Annotated in this window: 11 protein-coding genes; 10 read left to right on the forward strand and 1 reads right to left on the reverse strand. The window is 71.3% G+C overall.

All coding sequences use genetic code 11. The annotated features are described in order from the left end of the window. The first annotated feature begins 42 nt into the window (after positions 1-42). The 4 genes from mrdA (at position 43) to QQM72_RS15335 (ending at position 7,313) form a co-directional block, all read left to right on the forward strand. On the forward strand, positions 43-2,292 hold the full coding sequence (gene mrdA / locus QQM72_RS15320) for a penicillin-binding protein 2 (RefSeq protein WP_314221426.1): 2,250 nt from the start codon (positions 43-45) through the stop codon (positions 2,290-2,292). Next, a complete protein-coding gene (gene rodA, locus QQM72_RS15325) occupies positions 2,289-3,488 on the forward strand; it encodes a rod shape-determining protein RodA (RefSeq protein WP_314221427.1) in 1,200 nt (399 codons plus the stop codon). The genes mrdA and rodA overlap by 4 nt, the downstream gene beginning before the upstream one ends. 103 nt (positions 3,489-3,591) lie before the next feature. After that, positions 3,592-5,097 carry a CYTH and CHAD domain-containing protein gene (locus QQM72_RS15330; RefSeq protein WP_314221428.1) on the forward strand — a complete coding sequence of 502 codons (1,506 nt, stop codon included), beginning with the start codon at positions 3,592-3,594 and terminating at the stop codon, positions 5,095-5,097. A 263-nt stretch (positions 5,098-5,360) separates the two neighbouring features. After that, positions 5,361-7,313 (forward strand): TIGR03960 family B12-binding radical SAM protein, encoded by a 1,953-nt coding sequence (locus tag QQM72_RS15335; protein WP_314221429.1) that lies wholly within the window; start codon positions 5,361-5,363, stop codon positions 7,311-7,313. 93 nt (positions 7,314-7,406) lie between these two features. On the opposite strand, the gene QQM72_RS15340 is transcribed toward QQM72_RS15335, so the two are convergent. Further along, positions 7,407-8,486 carry a hypothetical protein gene (locus tag QQM72_RS15340; protein WP_314221430.1) on the reverse strand — a complete coding sequence of 360 codons (1,080 nt, stop codon included), beginning with the start codon at positions 8,484-8,486 and terminating at the stop codon, positions 7,407-7,409. A gap of 198 nt (positions 8,487-8,684) precedes the next feature. Between QQM72_RS15340 and QQM72_RS15345 the strand changes: the two genes are divergently transcribed. From QQM72_RS15345 to QQM72_RS15370, 6 genes are all read left to right on the forward strand, one after another. Beyond that, positions 8,685-9,836 carry a glycosyltransferase gene (locus QQM72_RS15345; RefSeq protein ID WP_314221431.1) on the forward strand — a complete coding sequence of 384 codons (1,152 nt, stop codon included), beginning with the start codon at positions 8,685-8,687 and terminating at the stop codon, positions 9,834-9,836. 61 nt (positions 9,837-9,897) lie between these two features. Beyond that, positions 9,898-11,028, forward strand: a complete 1,131-nt coding sequence (locus QQM72_RS15350; protein ID WP_314221432.1) for a hypothetical protein — start codon at positions 9,898-9,900, stop codon at positions 11,026-11,028. A 48-nt stretch (positions 11,029-11,076) separates the two neighbouring features. Beyond that, positions 11,077-11,841 (forward strand): TIGR03936 family radical SAM-associated protein, encoded by a 765-nt coding sequence (locus QQM72_RS15355; protein WP_314221433.1) that lies wholly within the window; start codon positions 11,077-11,079, stop codon positions 11,839-11,841. A 275-nt stretch (positions 11,842-12,116) separates the two neighbouring features. After that, complete coding sequence (locus QQM72_RS15360) at positions 12,117-16,301, forward strand: Rne/Rng family ribonuclease (RefSeq protein ID WP_314221434.1); 4,185 nt, start codon at positions 12,117-12,119, stop codon at positions 16,299-16,301. Between the two features lie 478 nt (positions 16,302-16,779). Further along, the gene (locus tag QQM72_RS15365; protein ID WP_314221435.1) at positions 16,780-17,895 is read left to right on the forward strand and encodes a DegT/DnrJ/EryC1/StrS family aminotransferase; all 1,116 of its coding nucleotides are present in this window, start codon (positions 16,780-16,782) and stop codon (positions 17,893-17,895) included. Beyond that, positions 17,892-18,917: a Gfo/Idh/MocA family protein gene (locus QQM72_RS15370; protein WP_314221436.1), complete on the forward strand. Its 1,026-nt coding sequence runs from the start codon at positions 17,892-17,894 to the stop codon at positions 18,915-18,917. Before QQM72_RS15365 ends, QQM72_RS15370 begins: the two co-directional genes overlap by 4 nt. Positions 18,918-18,919 lie beyond the last annotated feature (2 nt).

Consider the following 18,919-nt stretch of genomic DNA (forward strand, 5'->3'; position numbering starts at 1 on the left):
ATCGCGCACCGCATCCGCGTACGGAGAGGGGGAGGCACCGCAGTGACCAACATTCCCGAGACCGGTCGGACCCCACGGGTCCAGATCAGGCTCGTCGTGATCCAGATCCTCGTCCTCTCCCTGCTCGGCACCCTCGGCGGCCGCCTGTGGTACCTCCAGATCCGGGAGGGCGCTGAGTACGCCAAGGAGGCCTCCGGCAACCACGTCCAGCAGGTCGTCGAGCCCGCCGTGCGCGGCTCGATCCTGGACGCGCGCGGAGTGGCCCTCGCCGACAACGAGACGCGGCTCGTGGTCTCCGCCTCCCGTACCGACCTGCTGAAGCAGAAGGACGACGGCAAGGCGGTCCTGGCCAAGCTCGCGGGTGTCCTCGGCATGAAGCCCGAGGACGTCGAGCAGAAGGTCCGGCTGTGCGACGCGAAGACCCCGCAGCCCTGTTGGAACGGCTCGCCCTACCAGCCGATCCCGATCACCGACGAGGCCACCCCCAAGCAGGCCCTCCAGATCCGCGAGCGTGCCGAGGACTTCCCCGGCATCACCGCCGAGCCCGAGGCCGTACGCCGTTACGCGGCCCCCGGGAACGCCAACACGGCCCAGGTCCTCGGTTACCTCTCCCCGGTGACGGACGCCGAGATCACCAAGGCCCAGGACACCGACTCGCCGTATCTGCGCTCCGACCAGGTCGGCCGCAGCGGCCTGGAGCGCCAGTACGACAAGGAACTGCGCGGGAAGGCCGGCGTCACCCGCTACGAGGTGGACAACCTCGGCCGTGTCATCGGCCAGGCCGAGGCGGACGCGGCCCAGCCCGGCTCCAACCTCGTCACCAGCATCGACGCCCGCGTCCAGCGGGTCGCCGAGTACGAGCTGAACAACGCGATGAAGATCGCCCGCACCCAGTTCGACAAGATCACCGGCGAGAACTACAAGGCCGACTCCGGAGCGGTCGTGGTGATGGAGGCCAAGACCGGCCGTGTCGTCGCCATGGCGTCCGCCCCGGCCTACGACCCGAACGTCTGGGTCGGCGGCATCTCCGCCAAGGACTACAAGAAGCTCACCGGGAAGAACTCCGACTACCCGCTGCTGAACCGGGCCATACAGGGTCAGTCCGCGCCCGGTTCGACCTTCAAGGTGGTCTCCACGGCCGCCGCGGTCGAGGCGGGCTACGAGTGGGACGGCGGCTACCCGTGCACCAGCTCGTACTCGGTGGGCGGCCAGGTCTTCAAGAACTTCGAGGGCGAGAGCTTCGGCCCGATCTCGCTCGGCCGGGCCCTGGAGGTCTCCTGCGACACCGTCTTCTACGGTCTCGCGGACCGGGAGTGGAAGAAGGACGGCGGCATCAACCCGGCCAAGGGTGAGCCCAAGGACTACTTCTACAAGGCCGCCCACCAGTTCGGTCTCGGCAAGGAGACCGGCATCGACCTGCCCAACGAGGTCACCGGCCGGGTCCCGGACCGTCAGTGGAAGGAGTCCTACTGGAAGGCCAACAAGGACTCCTGGTGCAAGTACGGCAAGAAGGACGGCAGTTACGTCGAGAAGATCGCGTACGAGAACTGCCTCGAGGGCAACAAGATGCGCGAGGGCGACTCGATCAACTACTCCATCGGTCAGGGCGACACCCTCGTCACCCCGATCCAGGAGGCCGTGATCTACGGGGCGCTCGCCAACGGCGGCACGATGTACACCCCGACCATCGGCAAGGCGATCGTCAGCGCCGACGGCAAGACCGTCCAGGAGATCAAGCCCAAGGTCCAGGGCAAGCTGCCGGTCGACAAGGCGACGATCAAGGGCATGGACGCCGCGCTGGAGGGCGTGGTCACGCGCGGTACCGCCGCCTGGAAGTTCGGCGGCTGGCCGCAGGAGGAGATCCCGCTGCACGCCAAGACCGGTACCGCGGAGGTCTACGGCAAGCAGACGACGTCCTGGCTCGCCACGTACAGCAAGGACTACACGGTCGTGATGACGATCGCGCAGGCCGGTACCGGTTCCGGCGCCTCCGGTGAGGCCGTGCGGCACATCTACAACGCGATGTACGGCGTAGCCGACGACGGCAAGATCGACAAGAAGAACGCCCTGCTGCCCACCCCGCAGACCAGCCTGCCGAAGGTCCAGGCGGACGGCACGATCAAGGCCCCGAAGGTCTCCAAGGACCCGGCGAAGGAGCAGCGCGTCAGCCAGGAGGGCGCGCCGGAGCCGGACGAGACGCAGCCGGGGGCCACCGTGCAGCAGAACACGGGCACCAACCGCGACACCCGCAGGCGACGGCGGAAGAGGGGCAGCCGGAGGATGTGCACATGAGCGGCGCGAACGGTTTCTCCGTCTCCGGATACGGGCCCGAGCGGGCCGGCTGGACCCGGGTCTTCGCCCGTGACTCGCTGGCCCGGCGGCTGGACTGGCCGATACTGATGTCGGCGATCGCCCTGTCGCTGATCGGCTCGCTCCTGGTCTACTCGGCGACCCGCAACCGCACCGAGATCAACCAGGGCGATCCGTACTACTTCCTCGTCCGGCACCTCATGAACGCCGGCATCGGCATCTGCCTGATGATCGGCACGATCTGGCTCGGCCACCGCACCCTGCGCAACGCGGTGCCGGTCCTCTACGGCCTCTCGCTCATGGGGATCCTGGCGGTGCTCACACCGCTGGGATCGACGGTCAACGGCGCGCATTCCTGGATCGTGGTCGGCGGCGGTTTCTCGCTCCAGCCCTCGGAGTTCGTGAAGATCACGATCATCCTGGGCATGGCGATGCTGCTCGCGGCCCGGGTGGACGCGGGCGACAAGCTCTACCCCGACCACCGCACGGTGCTCCAGGCCCTCGGGCTCGCGGCCGTCCCCATGCTGATCGTGATGCTGATGCCCGACCTCGGGTCGGTCATGGTCATGGTGATGATCGTGCTGGGCGTGCTGCTGGCCTCCGGCGCCTCCAACCGATGGGTCTTCGGACTGCTCGGCGCGGGCGCGGCCGGCGCGATCGCCGTCTGGCAGCTGCACATCCTGGACGAGTACCAGATCGCCCGCTTCGCCGCCTTCGCCAACCCCAGCCTCGATCCTGCGGGCGTCGGCTACAACACCAACCAGGCGCGGATCGCGATCGGCTCCGGTGGCCTCACCGGCGCCGGGCTGTTCCACGGCTCACAGACGACGGGCCAGTTCGTCCCGGAACAACAGACGGACTTCGTCTTCACCGTCGCGGGCGAGGAACTGGGCTTCATGGGCGCGGGCCTGATCATCGTCCTGCTCGGGGTGATCCTCTGGCGTGCCAGCCGCATAGCTCGTGAGACCACGGAGCTGTACGGCACGATCGTCGCCGCGGGCATCGTGGCCTGGTTCGCCTTCCAGTCCTTCGAGAACATCGGGATGACCCTGGGGATCATGCCGGTGACGGGTCTGCCCCTGCCGTTCGTCTCCTACGGCGGCACGTCGATGTTCGCGGTCTGGGTGGCGTTGGGGTTGCTCCAGTCCATCCGGGTGCAGCGGCCCATGTCGGCGTGAGAGGCACGAGACAGCGTCAGACCTTCTGTTTTCCCCCTGTCGGGTCGTGATTCGGGTCCGGTGCGCCCTGCCGTTCGGGCCCGACTCCGACTAGGTTCGATTCATGACGGAGACGAAACGCGAGATCGAGCGCAAGTACGAATCCGATGAGAGCGGGCTGCCCGACCTGACCGGTGTCGCCGGGGTCGCCTCCGTCCTCGACAAGGGCGTCACCGAGCTGGACGCGACCTATTACGACACCTCCGACCTGCGCCTGGCCTCGGCCTCGATCACCCTGCGTCGCCGCACCGGGGGCTCCGACGCCGGCTGGCACCTGAAGCTGCCGGTGGGACCCGGCGTCCGGGACGAGATCCGGGCCCCGCTCTCCGACGCAGTACCCGACGAGCTCGCCGGGCTGGTCCGCTCCCGCATCCGTGAGGGACAGCTCGTGCCCGTGGTGCGGCTGCGCTCCAGCCGGGACATCCGTGAACTCCTCGACGCACAGGGCCGGCTGCTCGCCGAGGCGAGCGTGGACGCCGTACGGGCGGACCGGCAGTTCGGCGGCGAGGGCAGCGCCCAGTGGACCGAGATCGAGGTGGAGCTCGCCGACGGCGGCGATCCGGTCCTGCTCGACAAGGTGGAGAAGCGGCTGCGCAAGGCGGGCGTACGGCCGTCGAAGTCGGCGTCGAAGCTGGCGCGGGCGCTGGCGGAGACGAAGGGCGGGCACCCGCGGCCGAAGGACGAGGGCCCCGCCGAGCCCGTCACCGCCGGCGACCACGTCCTGGCGTACATCCGTGCCCAGCGGGACGCGATCGTCGAGCTGGACCCGGCCGTGCGCCAGGACACCGAGGAGTCGGTCCACGACATGCGGGTCGCCACCCGCCGGCTGCGCAGCACGTTCCGCTCCTTCCGCAGCGTCCTCGACCGGGAGGTCACCGACCCGATCGCCGCCGAACTGAAATGGCTGGCCGGGGAGCTGGGCGTGGGCCGCGACCACGAGGTGCTGGCCGAACGGCTGGACGCGGCCCTCGGTGACCTGCCGGCCACCCTGGTCTCCGGACCGATCCACGACCGGCTGCGCACCTGGGCGAAGGCCGGGGAGCACGGGTCCCGCCGCCGGCTGCTCGGCGTACTCGACTCCCAGCGCTATCTGACGCTCCTCGACAGCCTGGACGCCGTGGTCGCCGACCCGCCGAGGCTCAAGGCGGCCGGCAGGAAGCCGGACAAGGTGCTCTCCAAAGCCGTACGCAAGGACTTCGGGAAGGTGTCCGCGCTGGTCGAGGAGGCCATGGAGCAGGAACCGGGTACCGACCGCGACCTCGCGCTGCACGAGGCCCGCAAGAAGGCCAAGCGGACGCGGTACGCGGCCGAGACGGCCGGCCCGGCCCTCGGTGGCACGGCCAGGACGCTGGTCAAGTCCATGAAGTCGCTGCAGAGCCTGCTCGGCGACCACCAGGACAGCGTCATGGCCCGCACCACCCTGCGGGAGCTGTCCGCCGTGGCGCACGCGGCGGGGGAGAGCGCCTTCACCTACGGCGTGCTGTACGCCCGTGAGGAGCGCCGCGCGGAGCGGGTCGAGGAGGCCCTGCCGGCGGAGTGGAAGAAGACCAGCGGTTCGATGGAGGTCTAGCTAGCCAGGGCGCTTCTTTTGGATCGGGTCGGATCAGGCCGCGGTGTCCGGTGCGGTGCGTCGCAGGGCGGAGCATGATCCGCGTACGGGGTGTACGCGGGTCGTGCGACAACGCCGCGAGGTGCCGTGCCGGGCGCCGTGGACCCGGGCTGATCCGAAAGAAGCGCCCTGGCGCCGTGAGCTACGCGGACGGGGGAGTCCTCCGAGCGGGTTACGCTTGATGGTCACCCCTGTCCCCGTCAGCTCACGAAGGTAATGCCGCGATGTCTGTCGAGTCGGTCTTCCCGCAGCTAGAAGCCTTGCTCCCGCATGTGCAGAAGCCGATCCAGTACGTGGGCGGCGAGCTCAACTCCACCGTCAAGCCCTGGGAGTCCTGCGACGTCCGCTGGGCGCTCATGTACCCGGACGCCTACGAAGTCGGGCTGCCCAACCAGGGCGTCATGATCCTCTACGAGGTGCTGAACGAGCAGGAGGGGGTCCTGGCCGAGCGCACGTACAGCGTGTGGCCGGACCTGGAGGCGCTGATGCGGGAGCACGCGGTCCCGCAGTTCACCGTGGACGGCCACCGTCCGGTGAAGGCCTTCGACGTGTTCGGGCTGTCCTTCTCCACGGAGCTGGGCTACACGAACATGCTCACGGCGCTGGACCTCGCGGGTATCCCGCTGGCGTCCGAGGACCGCGGTCTCGACGACCCGATCGTGCTGGCGGGCGGCCACGCGGCCTTCAACCCCGAGCCGATCGCCGACTTCATCGACGCGGCGGTCATCGGCGACGGCGAGCAGGCCGTGCTGGACATGACGAAGATCATCCGTGAGTGGAAGGCGGAGGGCCGGCCGGGCGGCCGCGAGGAGGTCCTCTTCCGTCTCGCGAAGACGGGCGCGGTGTACATCCCGCGGTTCTACGACGTGGAGTACCTCCCGGACGGCCGGATCGCCCGTGTGGTGCCGAACAGGTCGGGCGTTCCGTGGCGCGTGTCGAAGCACACGGTCATGGACCTGGACGAGTGGCCCTACCCCAAGCAGCCGCTGGTCCCGCTCGCCGAGACGGTGCACGAGCGCATGTCGGTGGAGATCTTCCGCGGCTGCACCCGCGGCTGCCGGTTCTGCCAGGCCGGCATGATCACGCGCCCGGTGCGCGAGCGGTCGATCACCGGTATCGGTGACATGGTCGAGAAGGGCCTGAAGGCGACCGGGTTCGAGGAGGTCGGCCTGCTCTCGCTGTCCAGCGCCGACCACAGCGAGATCGGCGAGGTCGCGAAGGGCCTCGCGGACCGCTACGAGGAGGACAAGATCGGCCTGTCCCTCCCCTCCACCCGCGTGGACGCCTTCAACGTGGACCTGGCGAACGAGCTGACCCGCAACGGCCGCCGGTCCGGCCTGACCTTCGCTCCCGAGGGCGGCTCGGAGCGCATGCGCAAGGTCATCAACAAGATGGTCTCCGAAGAGGACCTGATCCGGACGGTCTCCACCGCGTACGGCAACGGCTGGCGTCAGGTGAAGCTGTACTTCATGTGCGGTCTGCCGACGGAGACGGACGAGGACGTCCTCCAGATCGCCGACATGGCGATGAAGGTGATCGCCGAGGGCCGCAAGGTATCCGGCCAGAACGACATCCGCTGCACGGTCTCTATCGGCGGGTTCGTGCCCAAGCCGCACACCCCGTTCCAGTGGGCGCCGCAGCTCTCCGCGGAGGAGACCGACGCGCGTCTGACGAAGCTCCGGGACAAGATCCGGGGCGACAAGAAGTACGGCCGCTCGATCGGCTTCCGCTACCACGACGGCAAGCCGGGCATCGTCGAGGGTCTCCTCTCGCGCGGCGACCGCCGTATCGGAGCCGTCATCCGCGCCGTCTACGAGGACGGCGGCCGTTTCGACGGCTGGCGGGAGCACTTCTCCTACGACCGCTGGATGGCCTGCGCGGACAAGACGCTGCCCGCCTTCGGCGTGGACGTCGACTGGTACACGACGCGCGAGAAGTCCTACGAGGAGGTCCTGCCCTGGGACCACCTGGACTCGGGCCTCGACAAGGACTGGCTCTGGGAGGACTGGCAGGACGCCCTCGACGAGACGGAGGTCGAGGACTGCCGCTGGACGCCCTGCTTCGACTGCGGGGTGTGCCCGGCGATGGACACCCACATCCAGATCGGCCCGACCGGCAAGAAGCTGCTGCCGTTGACGGTGAATCAGCCGGCGGGGAGCGCGGCGCACAGCCACTGAGGATTCGCGGCGGCCCTGCGGGGTGTCGTGCCACGTGCCCGGAGGTCGGTCGGCGGACCTCCGGGCATCGCTTCCGGCGTGGTGCCGGATCCGTCAAGAACCGCCGTTGACGGCGCCGACGAGCGGCTGGAGGGTCACCTTGGTCCAGGGGTTGGGCAGACCGTTGGCGTCGTTGCAGTTCAAAGTGGCCGGGTTGGTCACGCCGACCGCGACGCAGGTGGTCTCCCAGACCTGGCCGGTGGTGGTCATGACGTCGAACTTGACGGGGTTCCCGGTGTTGGCGTTGTGCCCGTTGACGGCGGCTCCGCAGACGAAGCCCACGTCACGTCCGTCGGGGTCAAGACCGCCGGCGGGGTAGTTCGGGTGGGTGCTGAGGTCCGTCCACAGGAACGGGTGGGGCGTAACGCCGCGGAGGTCGTGGATGCCCCCGTACGTCACTCCGCCGGTCAGCGCGACCCTCAGCTCGAAGCCGTTGGCGTCCTGGAACGCGTCGATGTCGGAACAGGGTCCGGTCGCGCCGGTCGAGCCGGTGGCACCCGTGGGGCCCGTAACGCCGTCGATTCCCGCGGTGCCGGTGGCGCCCGTGGCTCCGGTCACGCCGTTGGTGCCCGCGGTGCCGGTGGCACCTGTGGCCCCCGTGGCTCCGGTGGCTCCGGTGGCCCCCGTGGCTCCGGTCACGCCGTTGACGCCCGGCGTGCCCGTGGCTCCCGTGGCTCCCGTCGCGCCGTCGATGCCGTCCGTGCCCGTGGCTCCCGTCGCGCCTGTCGCGCCGTCGGTCCCGTCGACCCCGTCCGCACCGGTGGCGCCCGTGGCTCCCGTGGCGCCCGTCGGTCCCGTGGGGCCGGTCGCGCCGGTGGCTCCGTGGTCGCCCTTGGGGCCCTTCGGACCCTTGGGGCCGGTGGGACCCGTCGGGCCCTTGCACTTGTCCTTGCCGCCGGCCTCGATCGCCCTCGGCTTGTGGTGATCCGGCTTGTGGTGCCCCGGCTTGCACTTGTCACCGGCGGAGGGGAGCTCCGCCTGTACTCGGTCGGTGACGCTGCGGGCCGCCGCGGCGGCCGGGCTGATCACGCCGGCGGCCACGATCACGGCGAGCGAGGCCACCATGCCGGCCCGCTTGCATCGGTGTCGGGCCACCGGCCCGAGGAGTGAGTACGGTCCGAACTCTGGGCGCATTCAAGTGCTCCTTGCTTCGAGCGGCCGGGGCGCTTCCCGAACCTGAGGGGAGCTTGACCCGAGCGAACCGGTTCCCGCGAGGCACAAGGTCCAAAAGATATTTTTTATCGACTTATCGGACTAATAGATGCGTGCTGATGGGGTACTCCCCGCGTGGAGCGGGCGGCTGGGGGGCCGGCCTGTGCCACCTTGGCGCCCGTGACGAACCAGACCCTGTGCCTGTGCATGATCGTCAAGGACGAGTCGCGCGTGATCGAACGCTGCCTGGAGTCCGTACGGTCCCTCATCGACTACTGGGTGATCTCCGACACCGGTTCGACCGACGGCACTCAGGACCTGATCCGCAAGGTGCTCGACGGCATTCCGGGCGAGCTCCACGAGGAGCCCTGGGTCGACTTCGGGCACAACCGGACACTGAACATCCGGCACGCCCGCGGCAAGGCCGACTACCTGCTCACTCTCGACGCCGACCACGTCATGCGCCAGGACGCCCCGCTGCCCCGGCTGACGGCGGGCTCGTACATGCTGCGTTACGACACCCCGGGCACCCAGCACCGCTTCAAGCACCTCATGCGGGGCGACCTGGCCTGGCGCTACGAAGGCGTCACCCACGAGTACCCGTGCACCGACGGCCCCGACCGGCAGGAGAACCTGGAGGCGCTCGTCATCGAGGACCACGCGGACGGCGGCTGTCGCAGCGACAAGTTCGAGCGCGACGCGCGCCTGCTGCGGGGCGAGTTGGAGCGCGACCCCACCAACGCGCGCACGGTCTTCTACCTCGCCAACACCGAACGCGACCTGGGCCATGTGGACGAGGCGATCGCACTGTACGAGCGGCGTGCAGAGCTCGGCGGCTGGGGCGAGGAGGTCTACTGCTCGCTGCTGGAGGCCGGGGTCCTGCGGGCGGAGAAGGCGGACGACTGGCCCGGAGCCATGAACGCGTTCTCCCGCGCCTGGGAGTCCCGCCCGGCCCGCCTCGAGGCCGTCTACGAACTGGCCTCGCGGCTGCGCCTGCGGAGCCGCTACCACACCGCGTACGCCCTGCTCGGCGCGGTCGTCGGCCGGAGCGAGCCCGACGACCTGCTGTTCACCAGGTCCTGGGTGTACCGGTGGGGCCTGCTCTTCGAGTTCGCCATCTGCGCCTACTGGGTCGGCGATCACCAGGCCGCCGTCCGGGCGTGCGACACGCTGCTGGCGATGCCGGACCTGCCCGATGCCGTCCGCCATCAGACGCAGACCAACCGCGGGTTCTCCGCGCCCCACGTACAGGCGGTTCCCCGGCCGGGGGGCCCGGAACGCCGTCCGAAGGCGTCCCGGGCGGGGAAGGCGGCGCGGCCCCGGAAGAAGTAGCCCGCCCCTGACGCACCCTCAACAGCGCATCCACCGGGGTGGTTGTAGCGTCTACGTCGATATGGACCTGGAGAAACCGCCCGCCGGACCGCCCGCGCAGCCGCCCGTGCGGGCGCCCGAGGGGTGTCTCGTGGTGGCGATCCGGCTGCCCGTGCGGATCGTCGTGCTCGTGCTGGTCGTGCCGGTGAGGATGGTGTGGGACACCCTCGTCGTCGTGGGGCGGCTCCTGAGGGACGCGGTGCTCCGGCCGCTGGGACGGGCCCTGCTGTGGCTCGGGAAGGCGCTGTTCGTCTGGCCGTCGATCGGGCTGTGGCGGTATGTCGTCGTCCCGGTGGGCAGGGCGCTCGGGTGGCTCGTCAAGGTGCTGCTCGTGGCGCCGGTGGTGTGGTTCTACCGGTACGTCCTGACTCCGGTCGGGCACGGTATCGCGTGGCTGGCGCGCGGGATCGGGGCCGGGCTGGCGTGGGTGTACGCGCGCGTGCTGACGCCGCTCGGGCATGCGGGCCGGTGGCTGCTGAAGGGGATCGGGGCCGTCCTCGCGGCCGTCGGCGTCGGCGCGTACACCGTCGTGGCGTGGCTGGTGCGGTATCTCGTCGTCGTTCCGGCCGGCTGGGTCCACCGGTGGATCCTCGCGCCGGCCGGTCGGGTGATCGCCTGGTGCGCACGAGGGGTGTGGCGGCTCCTGACCCTGCTCGTCACCGGGATCGGCCTGGTCCTGTACTGGACCGCCCGGATCCTGGTCGTGCTGCCGGTCCTCGTCCTGTGGCGCTGGGTGCTCGCCCCCGTCGGCCGTTTCCTGGCGGTCGTCGCGCGGGAGGCGGGGGAGGCCCTCGGGCACGCCTGGCGGATCGCCGGACGGATCTCGCGGGCCTTCGGACGGTTCCTCGGGACCCTCTTCCGCTGGATCTTCGTGAAGCCCGTGCGCTGGGCGTACCGGACCGTCCTCACACCGGTCGGGCATGTCGTCCGGGACGTCGGCTTGCGTCCCGCCGCCCGCGCCGCGCGCGGCGTGGGCCGGGCCGCCCGGCAGACCCTGGCCGCCGCCCGGGAGACCGCCCGGCAGGCCCGCGCGGACGTGCGCCGGATGCTCTTCGGGGAGTCGCGGGAGCGGGAGGCGGTCGGCCGGCGGGAACCATCGGGGGCCGAGGCACGTACTCTTGGTAGGAGTACGACCGCTCTCACGAAGGACTGAACGACACTGGGCAAGCGACAGCCCGAAGGCCCGCCGCCCGCACCCGCGGTGCAGCGCATCCGACTGCGCTACACCAAGCGCGGCCGCCTCCGGTTCACCAGCCACCGTGACTTCCAGCGCGCCTTCGAGCGTGCGCTGCGCCGTGCCGAGGTGCCGATGGCGTACTCGGCGGGGTTCACGCCGCATCCGAAGGTGTCGTACGCCAATGCCGCACCCACCGGCACGGGCAGTGAGGCGGAGTATCTGGAGATCGCGCTCACCGCGGCGCGTGACCCGGAGAAGCTGAGAATCCTCCTCGACGAGTCGCTGCCCACCGGGCTCGACGTCGTCGACGCGGTCGAGGCCCGGACCTCCGGCCTCGCCGACCGGCTGACGGCCTCCGTATGGGAGCTGCGGCTGGACGGGGTGGACCCGGCCGACGCCGATCGCGCGGTGGAGGCCTTCAACAAGGCCGACGCCGTCGAGGTCCAGCGGATGGCCAAGAACGGCGTCCGAACCTTCGACGCCCGCGCCGCCGTCGTACAACTCGAGACGCACAGTGAACCTGCTGATAGGCCGACGGACCAGCCCTGTGCGATACTGCGGCTGGTTGTTCGGCACGTGACGCCTGCCGTACGACCCGACGACGTCCTGTCCGGTCTTCGCGCCGTGGCCGACCTGGCGCCGCCGGTCCCCGCTGCGGTGACCAGGCTGGCGCAGGGGCTGTTCGATGAAGAGACCGGCACGGTGACCGACCCGCTCGCGCCCGACCGCGAGGCAGCTCAGGCCCCCACAACGGCCGAACCCGCTGCCGCCGCGAAGGCGCCCGCGTAGGGAAGTTCCGCGAAGGGACGGACGTCGTAGCGCCGCCCTCTGACTCGGGAGCCACCTGGGTCGGGCGGCAACCGACCAGAAGACTTTCGCCAGGCCGTACGCATTCGGCGTACGGAACCGGCGAGACAGGACACAGAGAGCTCCCGTGCGGCGCCCGCGCCCCGGACGGCGGCACCGCGCATCGCGCGAGCCGCGGACGTCAACGGCGATCGATCCCCCGTGATCGACGCCGGACCAGGCGCGGCGCCCGGGAGCCTGACGGGAGAAACGCCCGCATGCTCGAGCCAACCGAATCCGCAGAGTCCGCCACGGACTCCGAAGCGAACACCCCCAGCGACACCCTGCCGCCGCGTCGGCGACGCCGTGCCGCTTCCCGGCCGGCGGGTCCGCCGGTCAGCGCCGCCGACACCTCGGCCGAGATCACCACGCCGGCCATACCGGCCGTGGAGTCCGCCGAGCAGTTGGCGGAGGAGGACCTCGAAGACGAGGTCACCGAGGCCGCTCAGGACGTCGGCACGGCCGACACCAAGGCCGAGGAAGCCGTCGAGGCCGCGCCGCGTGCCCGGCGCCGTGCCACCCGCCGTGCCTCCGCGCCCGCCGGGGCTCCGGCCGCCGCCGAGGCCGCCGAGACCGTTCTGCCCGTGGCCGCCGAGGTGAGCGTGCCCGCCGTGGCGGAGGCTCCCGCCGAGGAGGCCGCCGCCGAGGACGCCGCTCCTCGCCGTAGCCGTCGCCGGGCCACGCGTCGCGTCGCGACGCCCTCCGAAGCCGTGGCCGAGGTCGTCGAGCCCACCGTCGAGCCCGCGTCCGAGCCTGTCGCGCAGGTGGCGGACGAGGCGCCCGCCGAGGCCGCGCCCCGTACGCGGCGCCGTGCCACCCGTCGGGCGACCGCGCCCGCCGGTGCGCCGGAGGCCGAGACGCCCGCCGTCGCCGCCGAGGCGCAGGCCGAGACGCCCGCCGTCGCCGCCGAGGCGGAGGCCCCGGCCGTGACCGACGAGGCGCCCGCCGAGCCCGCGCCCCGGACCCGCCGTCGCGCCACCCGTCGGGTGACCGCGCCCGCCGAGGCCGAGCCGGCCGAGCCGGCCGTCGTCTCCGCCGTCGCCCCCGTCGAAGAGGCGAAGGCTCCCGAGGCGCCCGCCGCCCCGGCCGAGGCCACGCCCGCCGCCGAGACCGCTCAGGCCGCGCAGTCCGACCAGGCCGACGAGGACGCCGGTTCCCGTCGTGGGCGCCGTCGTGTGGTCCGCCGGGCCGCCGGAGGCTTCTCCGCACCCTCGCAGGAGAGCGCGGAGGCCGACGCGCCGCGTCGTCCGGCGCGGCCCGCGGTCGCCGTGTTCCAGGCGCCCGTGTTCGCCGAGCCGCAGTTCCAGACCCCGCAGCGGGCCGCGGCCGAGGCCGCCGCCGCCGGGACCGAGGTGCCGGAGGCCGAGGAGCCCGAAGAGGCCGAGGTCACTCAGGAGGCTCCGGAGGAGCCGACCGGGTCGCGTCGTCGCCGTCGTCGCCGCGCCGCCGGTTTCGGCGAGGAGGCCGAGACCGGCCGGACCGTCGCGCCCGCCGCGCCCGTCGCGGCCCCCGCCGCGGACGAGTCGGAGACCGAGCCGGACGAGGCCGACGAGGCCGACGAGGCCGAGGACGTCGTCGACAGTGACGACGACGCCGAGGAGACCGGGTCGCGTCGCCGTCGCCGCCGTGGTGGCCGTCGCCGCCGTCGTGGCGATGCCGCCGACGGTGAGGGGGACTCCGGGGAGGCCGAGTCCGACGACTTCGCCGCCGAGCAGGCCGCGCAGGACGCCGAGGACACCGCCGAGCAGGAGGACGAGGACGCGGAGGACGCCGACGAGGACGCCGCCGGCTCCACCGCAGGCAGCCGTCGTCGCCGTCGCCGGCGGCGTCGTGCCGGTGACTCCTCTTCCGACGCCGAGCAGAGCGACGGGGACCCGGAGCGCACGGTCGTCAAGGTCCGTGAGCCGCGCAAGCCCTCCGAGCCGTCCGACGAGGTGCAGTCCATCAAGGGCTCGACCCGTCTCGAGGCCAAGAAGCAGCGCCGCCGGGAAGGCCGCGAGCAGGGCCGCCGACGGGTGCCGATCATCACCGAGGCCGAGTTCCTGGCCCGCCGCGAGGCCGTCGAGCGGGTGATGGTCGTCCGCCAGAGCGGCGAGCGCACCCAGATCGGCGTCCTGGAAGACAACGTGCTCGTCGAGCACTACGTCAACAAGGAGCAGGCCACCTCCTACGTCGGCAACGTGTACCTGGGCAAGGTCCAGAACGTGCTGCCGTCGATGGAGGCCGCCTTCATCGACATCGGCAAGGGGCGCAACGCAGTCCTGTACGCCGGTGAGGTCAACTTCGAGGCGCTCGGCATGGCCAACGGGCCGCGTCGCATCGAGGCCGCCCTCAAGTCGGGTCAGTCGGTCCTCGTCCAGGTGACGAAGGACCCGATCGGCCACAAGGGCGCCCGGCTGACCAGCCAGGTCTCGCTCCCGGGCCGCTACCTCGTGTACGTGCCCGAGGGCTCGATGACCGGCATCAGCCGCAAGCTGCCCGACACCGAGCGGGCCCGGCTGAAGACGATCCTCAAGAAGATCGTCCCCGAGGACGCGGGCGTCATCGTGCGCACCGCCGCCGAGGGCGCGAGCGAGGACGAGCTGCGCCGCGATGTCGAGCGACTGCAGGGGCAGTGGGAGGACATCCAGAAGAAGGCGAAGAACGGCGGCAACGCGCCGACGCTGCTGTACGGCGAGCCGGACATGACCGTCCGGGTCGTGCGCGACATCTTCAACGAGGACTTCACCAAGGTCATCGTCAGCGGTGACGAGGCCTGGTCGACCATCCACGGGTACGTCTCGCACGTCGCGCCCGACCTGGCCGACCGCCTGAACAGGTGGACCTCCGAGGTCGACGTCTTCGCCACGTACCGGATCGACGAGCAGCTCGCCAAGGCGCTGGACCGCAAGGTCTGGCTGCCCAGCGGCGGTTCGCTGGTGATCGACCGGACCGAGGCGATGGTCGTCGTCGACGTCAACACCGGCAAGTTCACCGGTCAGGGCGGCAACCTCGAGGAGACGGTCACCAGGAACAACCTGGAGGCGGCCGAGGAGATCGTGCGCCAGCTGCGGCTGCGCGACCTCGGCGGCATCATCGTGATCGACTTCATCGACATGGTGCTGGAGTCCAACCGGGACCTGGTGCTGCGGCGCCTGCTGGAGTGCCTGGGCCGCGACCGTACGAAGCACCAGGTCGCGGAGGTGACCTCGCTGGGGCTCGTGCAGATGACCCGTAAGCGGGTCGGCCAGGGACTGCTGGAGTCGTTCTCCGAGACCTGTGTGCACTGCAACGGGCGCGGGGTCATCGTCCACATGGAGCAGCCGACCGCGGTCGGTGGCGGCGGCAAGCGCAAGAAGCGCGGCCGCGGTGGCGACGGACAGGGTCACGACCACGAGCACGACACGGTGACGGTCGACGTCGCCGAGTCGCCGGTGGGCTCCGGGCAGGAGACGGAGAGCGAGGCCGAGGTCGCCGCGGAGGTGGCCGAGCCGGTCGCGCTCGCGGCCCCCGAGTTCGCGCCGGACGAGGAGCTGTACAGCAGCATCGCCGAGGCGGAAGCCTCTGCCACGCGTGGCCGGGGTCGCCGTCGGGCGAGCCGTCGGGCGTCCGCTCCGGCGGGTGCGCCGAGGGGCGGCGCGTCGCGCAGGGCGGGCGGCTCCGACGAGCCGGTCACGCTGGAGTCCCTCGAGGAGTCCGTCGAGGCGCCCACCGCGCAGGACGTCACCGCCGAGGCGGAGGCCGAGCGTCCGGTGCGGCCGGCCGAGGCGGTCACCGCGCAGGCCGAGCCGGTCGCCGTCGAGGACCCGGTCGTCGAGGCCGCGGCCGCCGAGGCCCCCGTCGACGAGGCCGCGCCCAAGGGCCGCACCCGTCGTCGCGCCACCCGTAAGGTGTCCGCGCCGGCCGGTTCGCCCGCCGGGGCGGAGGCCGCCGTGCTGACGGTCGCCGAGCCGTCGGTGGCGCCGGCCCCGGCCGCCGAGGCCGCTCCGGTGGAGCAGCCGGAGGCGGAGCAGGCCGCCGAGCCCGTCGTCGAGAGCGCTGCTCCGGCCCGCCCGCGGCGCCGTGCCGTGCGCAAGGCCACCGCGCCGACCGCTTCCGAGGAGACGGCCGTCGTGGTCGTGCCCTCGGCAGCGGAGACCCCCGTCGAGGAGAGCCCCGTCGAGGGGACCGTCGCCGAGGAGACCGAGGCGCCCGCCGAGGAGGCGGAGGCCGCTCCGGCGAAGAAGGCGGCCGCGCGCAAGACGGCGAAGAAGGCCACGGCGAAGAAGGCCGCCACCAAGAAGACGGCGGCGGTGAAGAAGACGGCCGCGAAGAAGACCGTCGCGAAGAAGACGACGGCGAAGAAGGCCGCGAAGACGGTGTCGAAGACCACGGCGGCGGCCCAGCAGGGCCAGCCGACGGTCTCGGCCTCGACGGAGGAGTGACTCCGGTTCCTTCTGGTTCCTTCCGACTCTGTCCGGTTCCTCGTGATGCCGACCGAGTCCGGCTGACCGTCACGCGGGCACCCGGTATCCTCCGGGTGCCCGCGTCGCATCGCGTTCGGCGGCGAGTTACCCTGTGTCTCGCCTGTGACGGAGCGCACGCTCTCGGTGAGTTTCACTGTGGTAACCCTGGGGAAAATCGCTGTCCGCGTGCTGGTAACGTGCACTGTGGTCCCGGTGGCCAAAGATATGCACACCGTGACCCCGGCCGATGAGCACATCCGGTCTTCCAACCGGACACGGCTGACTTCCCGCAAGGAGCCCTCAGGGGGGCGGGGTCCTGTGTACAACCCGTCCGCCCCGCTCACCGGCATCGGCGGACAACACCAGGGATGCGGCCGTGCTGAGCATCGACACGGTCTCTTCCCGACCATGCAAGACGTGGTGCGGCTTAGAGGTCGCCGTAGAGGAGGGGATGTCGATGACCGACGCCCATGAGTTCGTACCGGCCGCCAAGCCCGTGATCGGCGAGGAGGAGATCGAGGCCGCGGTGCGCGTACTGCGCAGCGGCATGGTCGTCCAGGGGCCCGAAGTGGCCGCCTTCGAGGAGGAGTTCTCGGAGCTCGTCGACGGACGTCACTGCGTCGCGGTCAACTCCGGTACCTCCGCGCTGCACCTGTCGCTCCTCGCCCTCGGCCTCGGCCCGGGCGACGAGGTCATCGTGCCGTCGTTCTCCTTCGCCGCCTCCGCCAACGCGGTGCGGCTGGTCGGCGCCGACGTGGTCTTCGTCGACATCGACCCGGAGACGTACTGCCTCGACCCGGCCGCCGTCGAGGCCGCCCTGTCGCCGCGGACCTCCGCGATCATGCCGGTGCACCTGTACGGTCACCCGGCCGCCATGGACAAGATCATGGCGATCGCCGAGCAGCACGGGCTCGCCGTGATCGAGGACGCCTGCCAGGCCCACGCGGCCGCGCTGAACGGCACCCCGGTCGGCGCCTTCGGCGCCGCGGGCACCTTCAGCTTCTACCCGACGAAGAACATGCACAGCCTCGAGGGCGGCATGATCTCCACCGGCGACGCGGAGACCGCCCGCACCCTGCGCCTGCTGCGCAACCAGGGCATGGAGAAGCGCTACGCCAACGAGATCGTCGGCGCCAACGTGCGCATGACGGACGTGTCCGCCGCCATCGGCCGCGTCCAGCGCGGCAAGCTGAACGGCTGGACCGAGCAGCGCATCGCCAACGCCGCGTACCTCACCGAGCACATCACCGCGCCGAACGTGATCACGCCGAAGGTCGCCGAGGGCGCCCGGCACATCTACCACCAGTACACGGTGCGCGTCCTGGGCGACCGCGACGCCGCCATGGCCAAGCTGACCGAGGCCGGCATCGGCAACGCCGTGTACTACCCGACTCCCATCCACCGGCTGAAGCCGTACTGGGAGCCGGACCAGAAGGCGGGCCGTGACTGGGACCTGCCCGAAACGGACCGCGCGGCCGCCCAGGTCGTGTCCCTGCCCGTGCACCCGGCCCTGTCCGCCCAGGACCTGGAGCGCATCGTCACCGCCGTCAATGCTCTGGGGGAGCAGCTGTGAGTACCGGGAAGTCGCTGCGAGCGGGACTCGTCGGCCTCGGTTCCATGGGGCGTCACCACGCCCGCGTCCTGTCGGGTCTGGAGGGCGTCGACCTCGTCGGCGTCGTCGACCCGATGGGCGACAAGTTCGGTGCCGCCCAGGGCGCGCCGATCCTGAACACCGTCGAGGAGCTCATCGCGCTCGGCGTGGACTACGCCGTCGTGGCCTGCCCCACCGCCCTGCACGAGCCGGTCGGTCTGGCGCTCGCCGAGGCCGGCGTCTGCGCGCTGGTCGAGAAGCCGGTCGCCGACACCGTCGAGGGCGCCCGTCGTCTCGTCGAGGCCTTCGAGTCGCGCGGCCTGGTGGCCGGCGTGGGCCACATCGAGCGCTGCAACCCGGCGCTGATGTCGCTGCGCGCCCGCCTGGAGGCCGGTGAGCTCGGTGACGTCTACCAGGTCGTCACCCGCCGCCAGGGCCCCTTCCCGCACCGCATCGCGGACGTCGGCGTCGTCAAGGACCTCGCCACCCACGACATCGACCTCACCGGCTGGGTGACCGGACGGCAGTACGTGTCCATCGCCGCGCACACCGTCTCCAAGAGCGGCCGTGAGCACGAGGACATGGTCTCCGCGGTGGGGCGTCTCGACGACGGCACCATGGTCAACCACCTGGTGAACTGGCTGAGCCCGCTCAAGGAGCGGTTCACCTCGGTCACCGGTGATCGCGGCTGCTTCATCGCCGACACCCTCACCGCCGACCTGACGTTCCACTCCAACGCCGCCGTGACCACCGAGTGGGAGGCCCTGCGGGCGTTCCGCGGAGTGTCCGAGGGCGACATGATCCGGTACGCCATCCCGAAGCGCGAGCCGCTGCTCGTCGAGCACGAGCTGTTCCGGGACGCGGTGCTCGGCAAGGCCGCCGACATCTGCACCCTGCGTCAGGGCATGCGCACCGTCGAGGTGGCGGCCGCGGTCCTCGAATCGGCGAACACCGACCGCAGCGTGTCCCTTCAGCCGGAGGACCTGGCCGCAGATGGCAGCTGAGC

The organism is Streptomyces zaehneri (assembly GCF_032248645.1).
Taxonomy (GTDB): domain Bacteria; phylum Actinomycetota; class Actinomycetes; order Streptomycetales; family Streptomycetaceae; genus Streptomyces; species Streptomyces coriariae.

Bases quoted from the DNA above. Each gene is read 5' to 3' on its own strand.
- rodA (WP_314221427.1), top strand. From the start codon at position 2,289: ATGAGCGGCGCGAACGGTTTCTCCGTCTCCGGATACGGGCCCGAGCGG.
- QQM72_RS15330 (WP_314221428.1), top strand. From the start codon at position 3,592: ATGACGGAGACGAAACGCGAGATCGAGCGCAAGTACGAATCCGATGAG.
- QQM72_RS15335 (WP_314221429.1), top strand. From the start codon at position 5,361: ATGTCTGTCGAGTCGGTCTTCCCGCAGCTAGAAGCCTTGCTCCCGCAT.
- QQM72_RS15340 (WP_314221430.1), bottom strand. From the start codon at position 8,486: ATGCGCCCAGAGTTCGGACCGTACTCACTCCTCGGGCCGGTGGCCCGA.
- QQM72_RS15350 (WP_314221432.1), top strand. From the start codon at position 9,898: ATGGACCTGGAGAAACCGCCCGCCGGACCGCCCGCGCAGCCGCCCGTG.
- QQM72_RS15360 (WP_314221434.1), top strand. From the start codon at position 12,117: ATGCTCGAGCCAACCGAATCCGCAGAGTCCGCCACGGACTCCGAAGCG.
- QQM72_RS15365 (WP_314221435.1), top strand. From the start codon at position 16,780: ATGACCGACGCCCATGAGTTCGTACCGGCCGCCAAGCCCGTGATCGGC.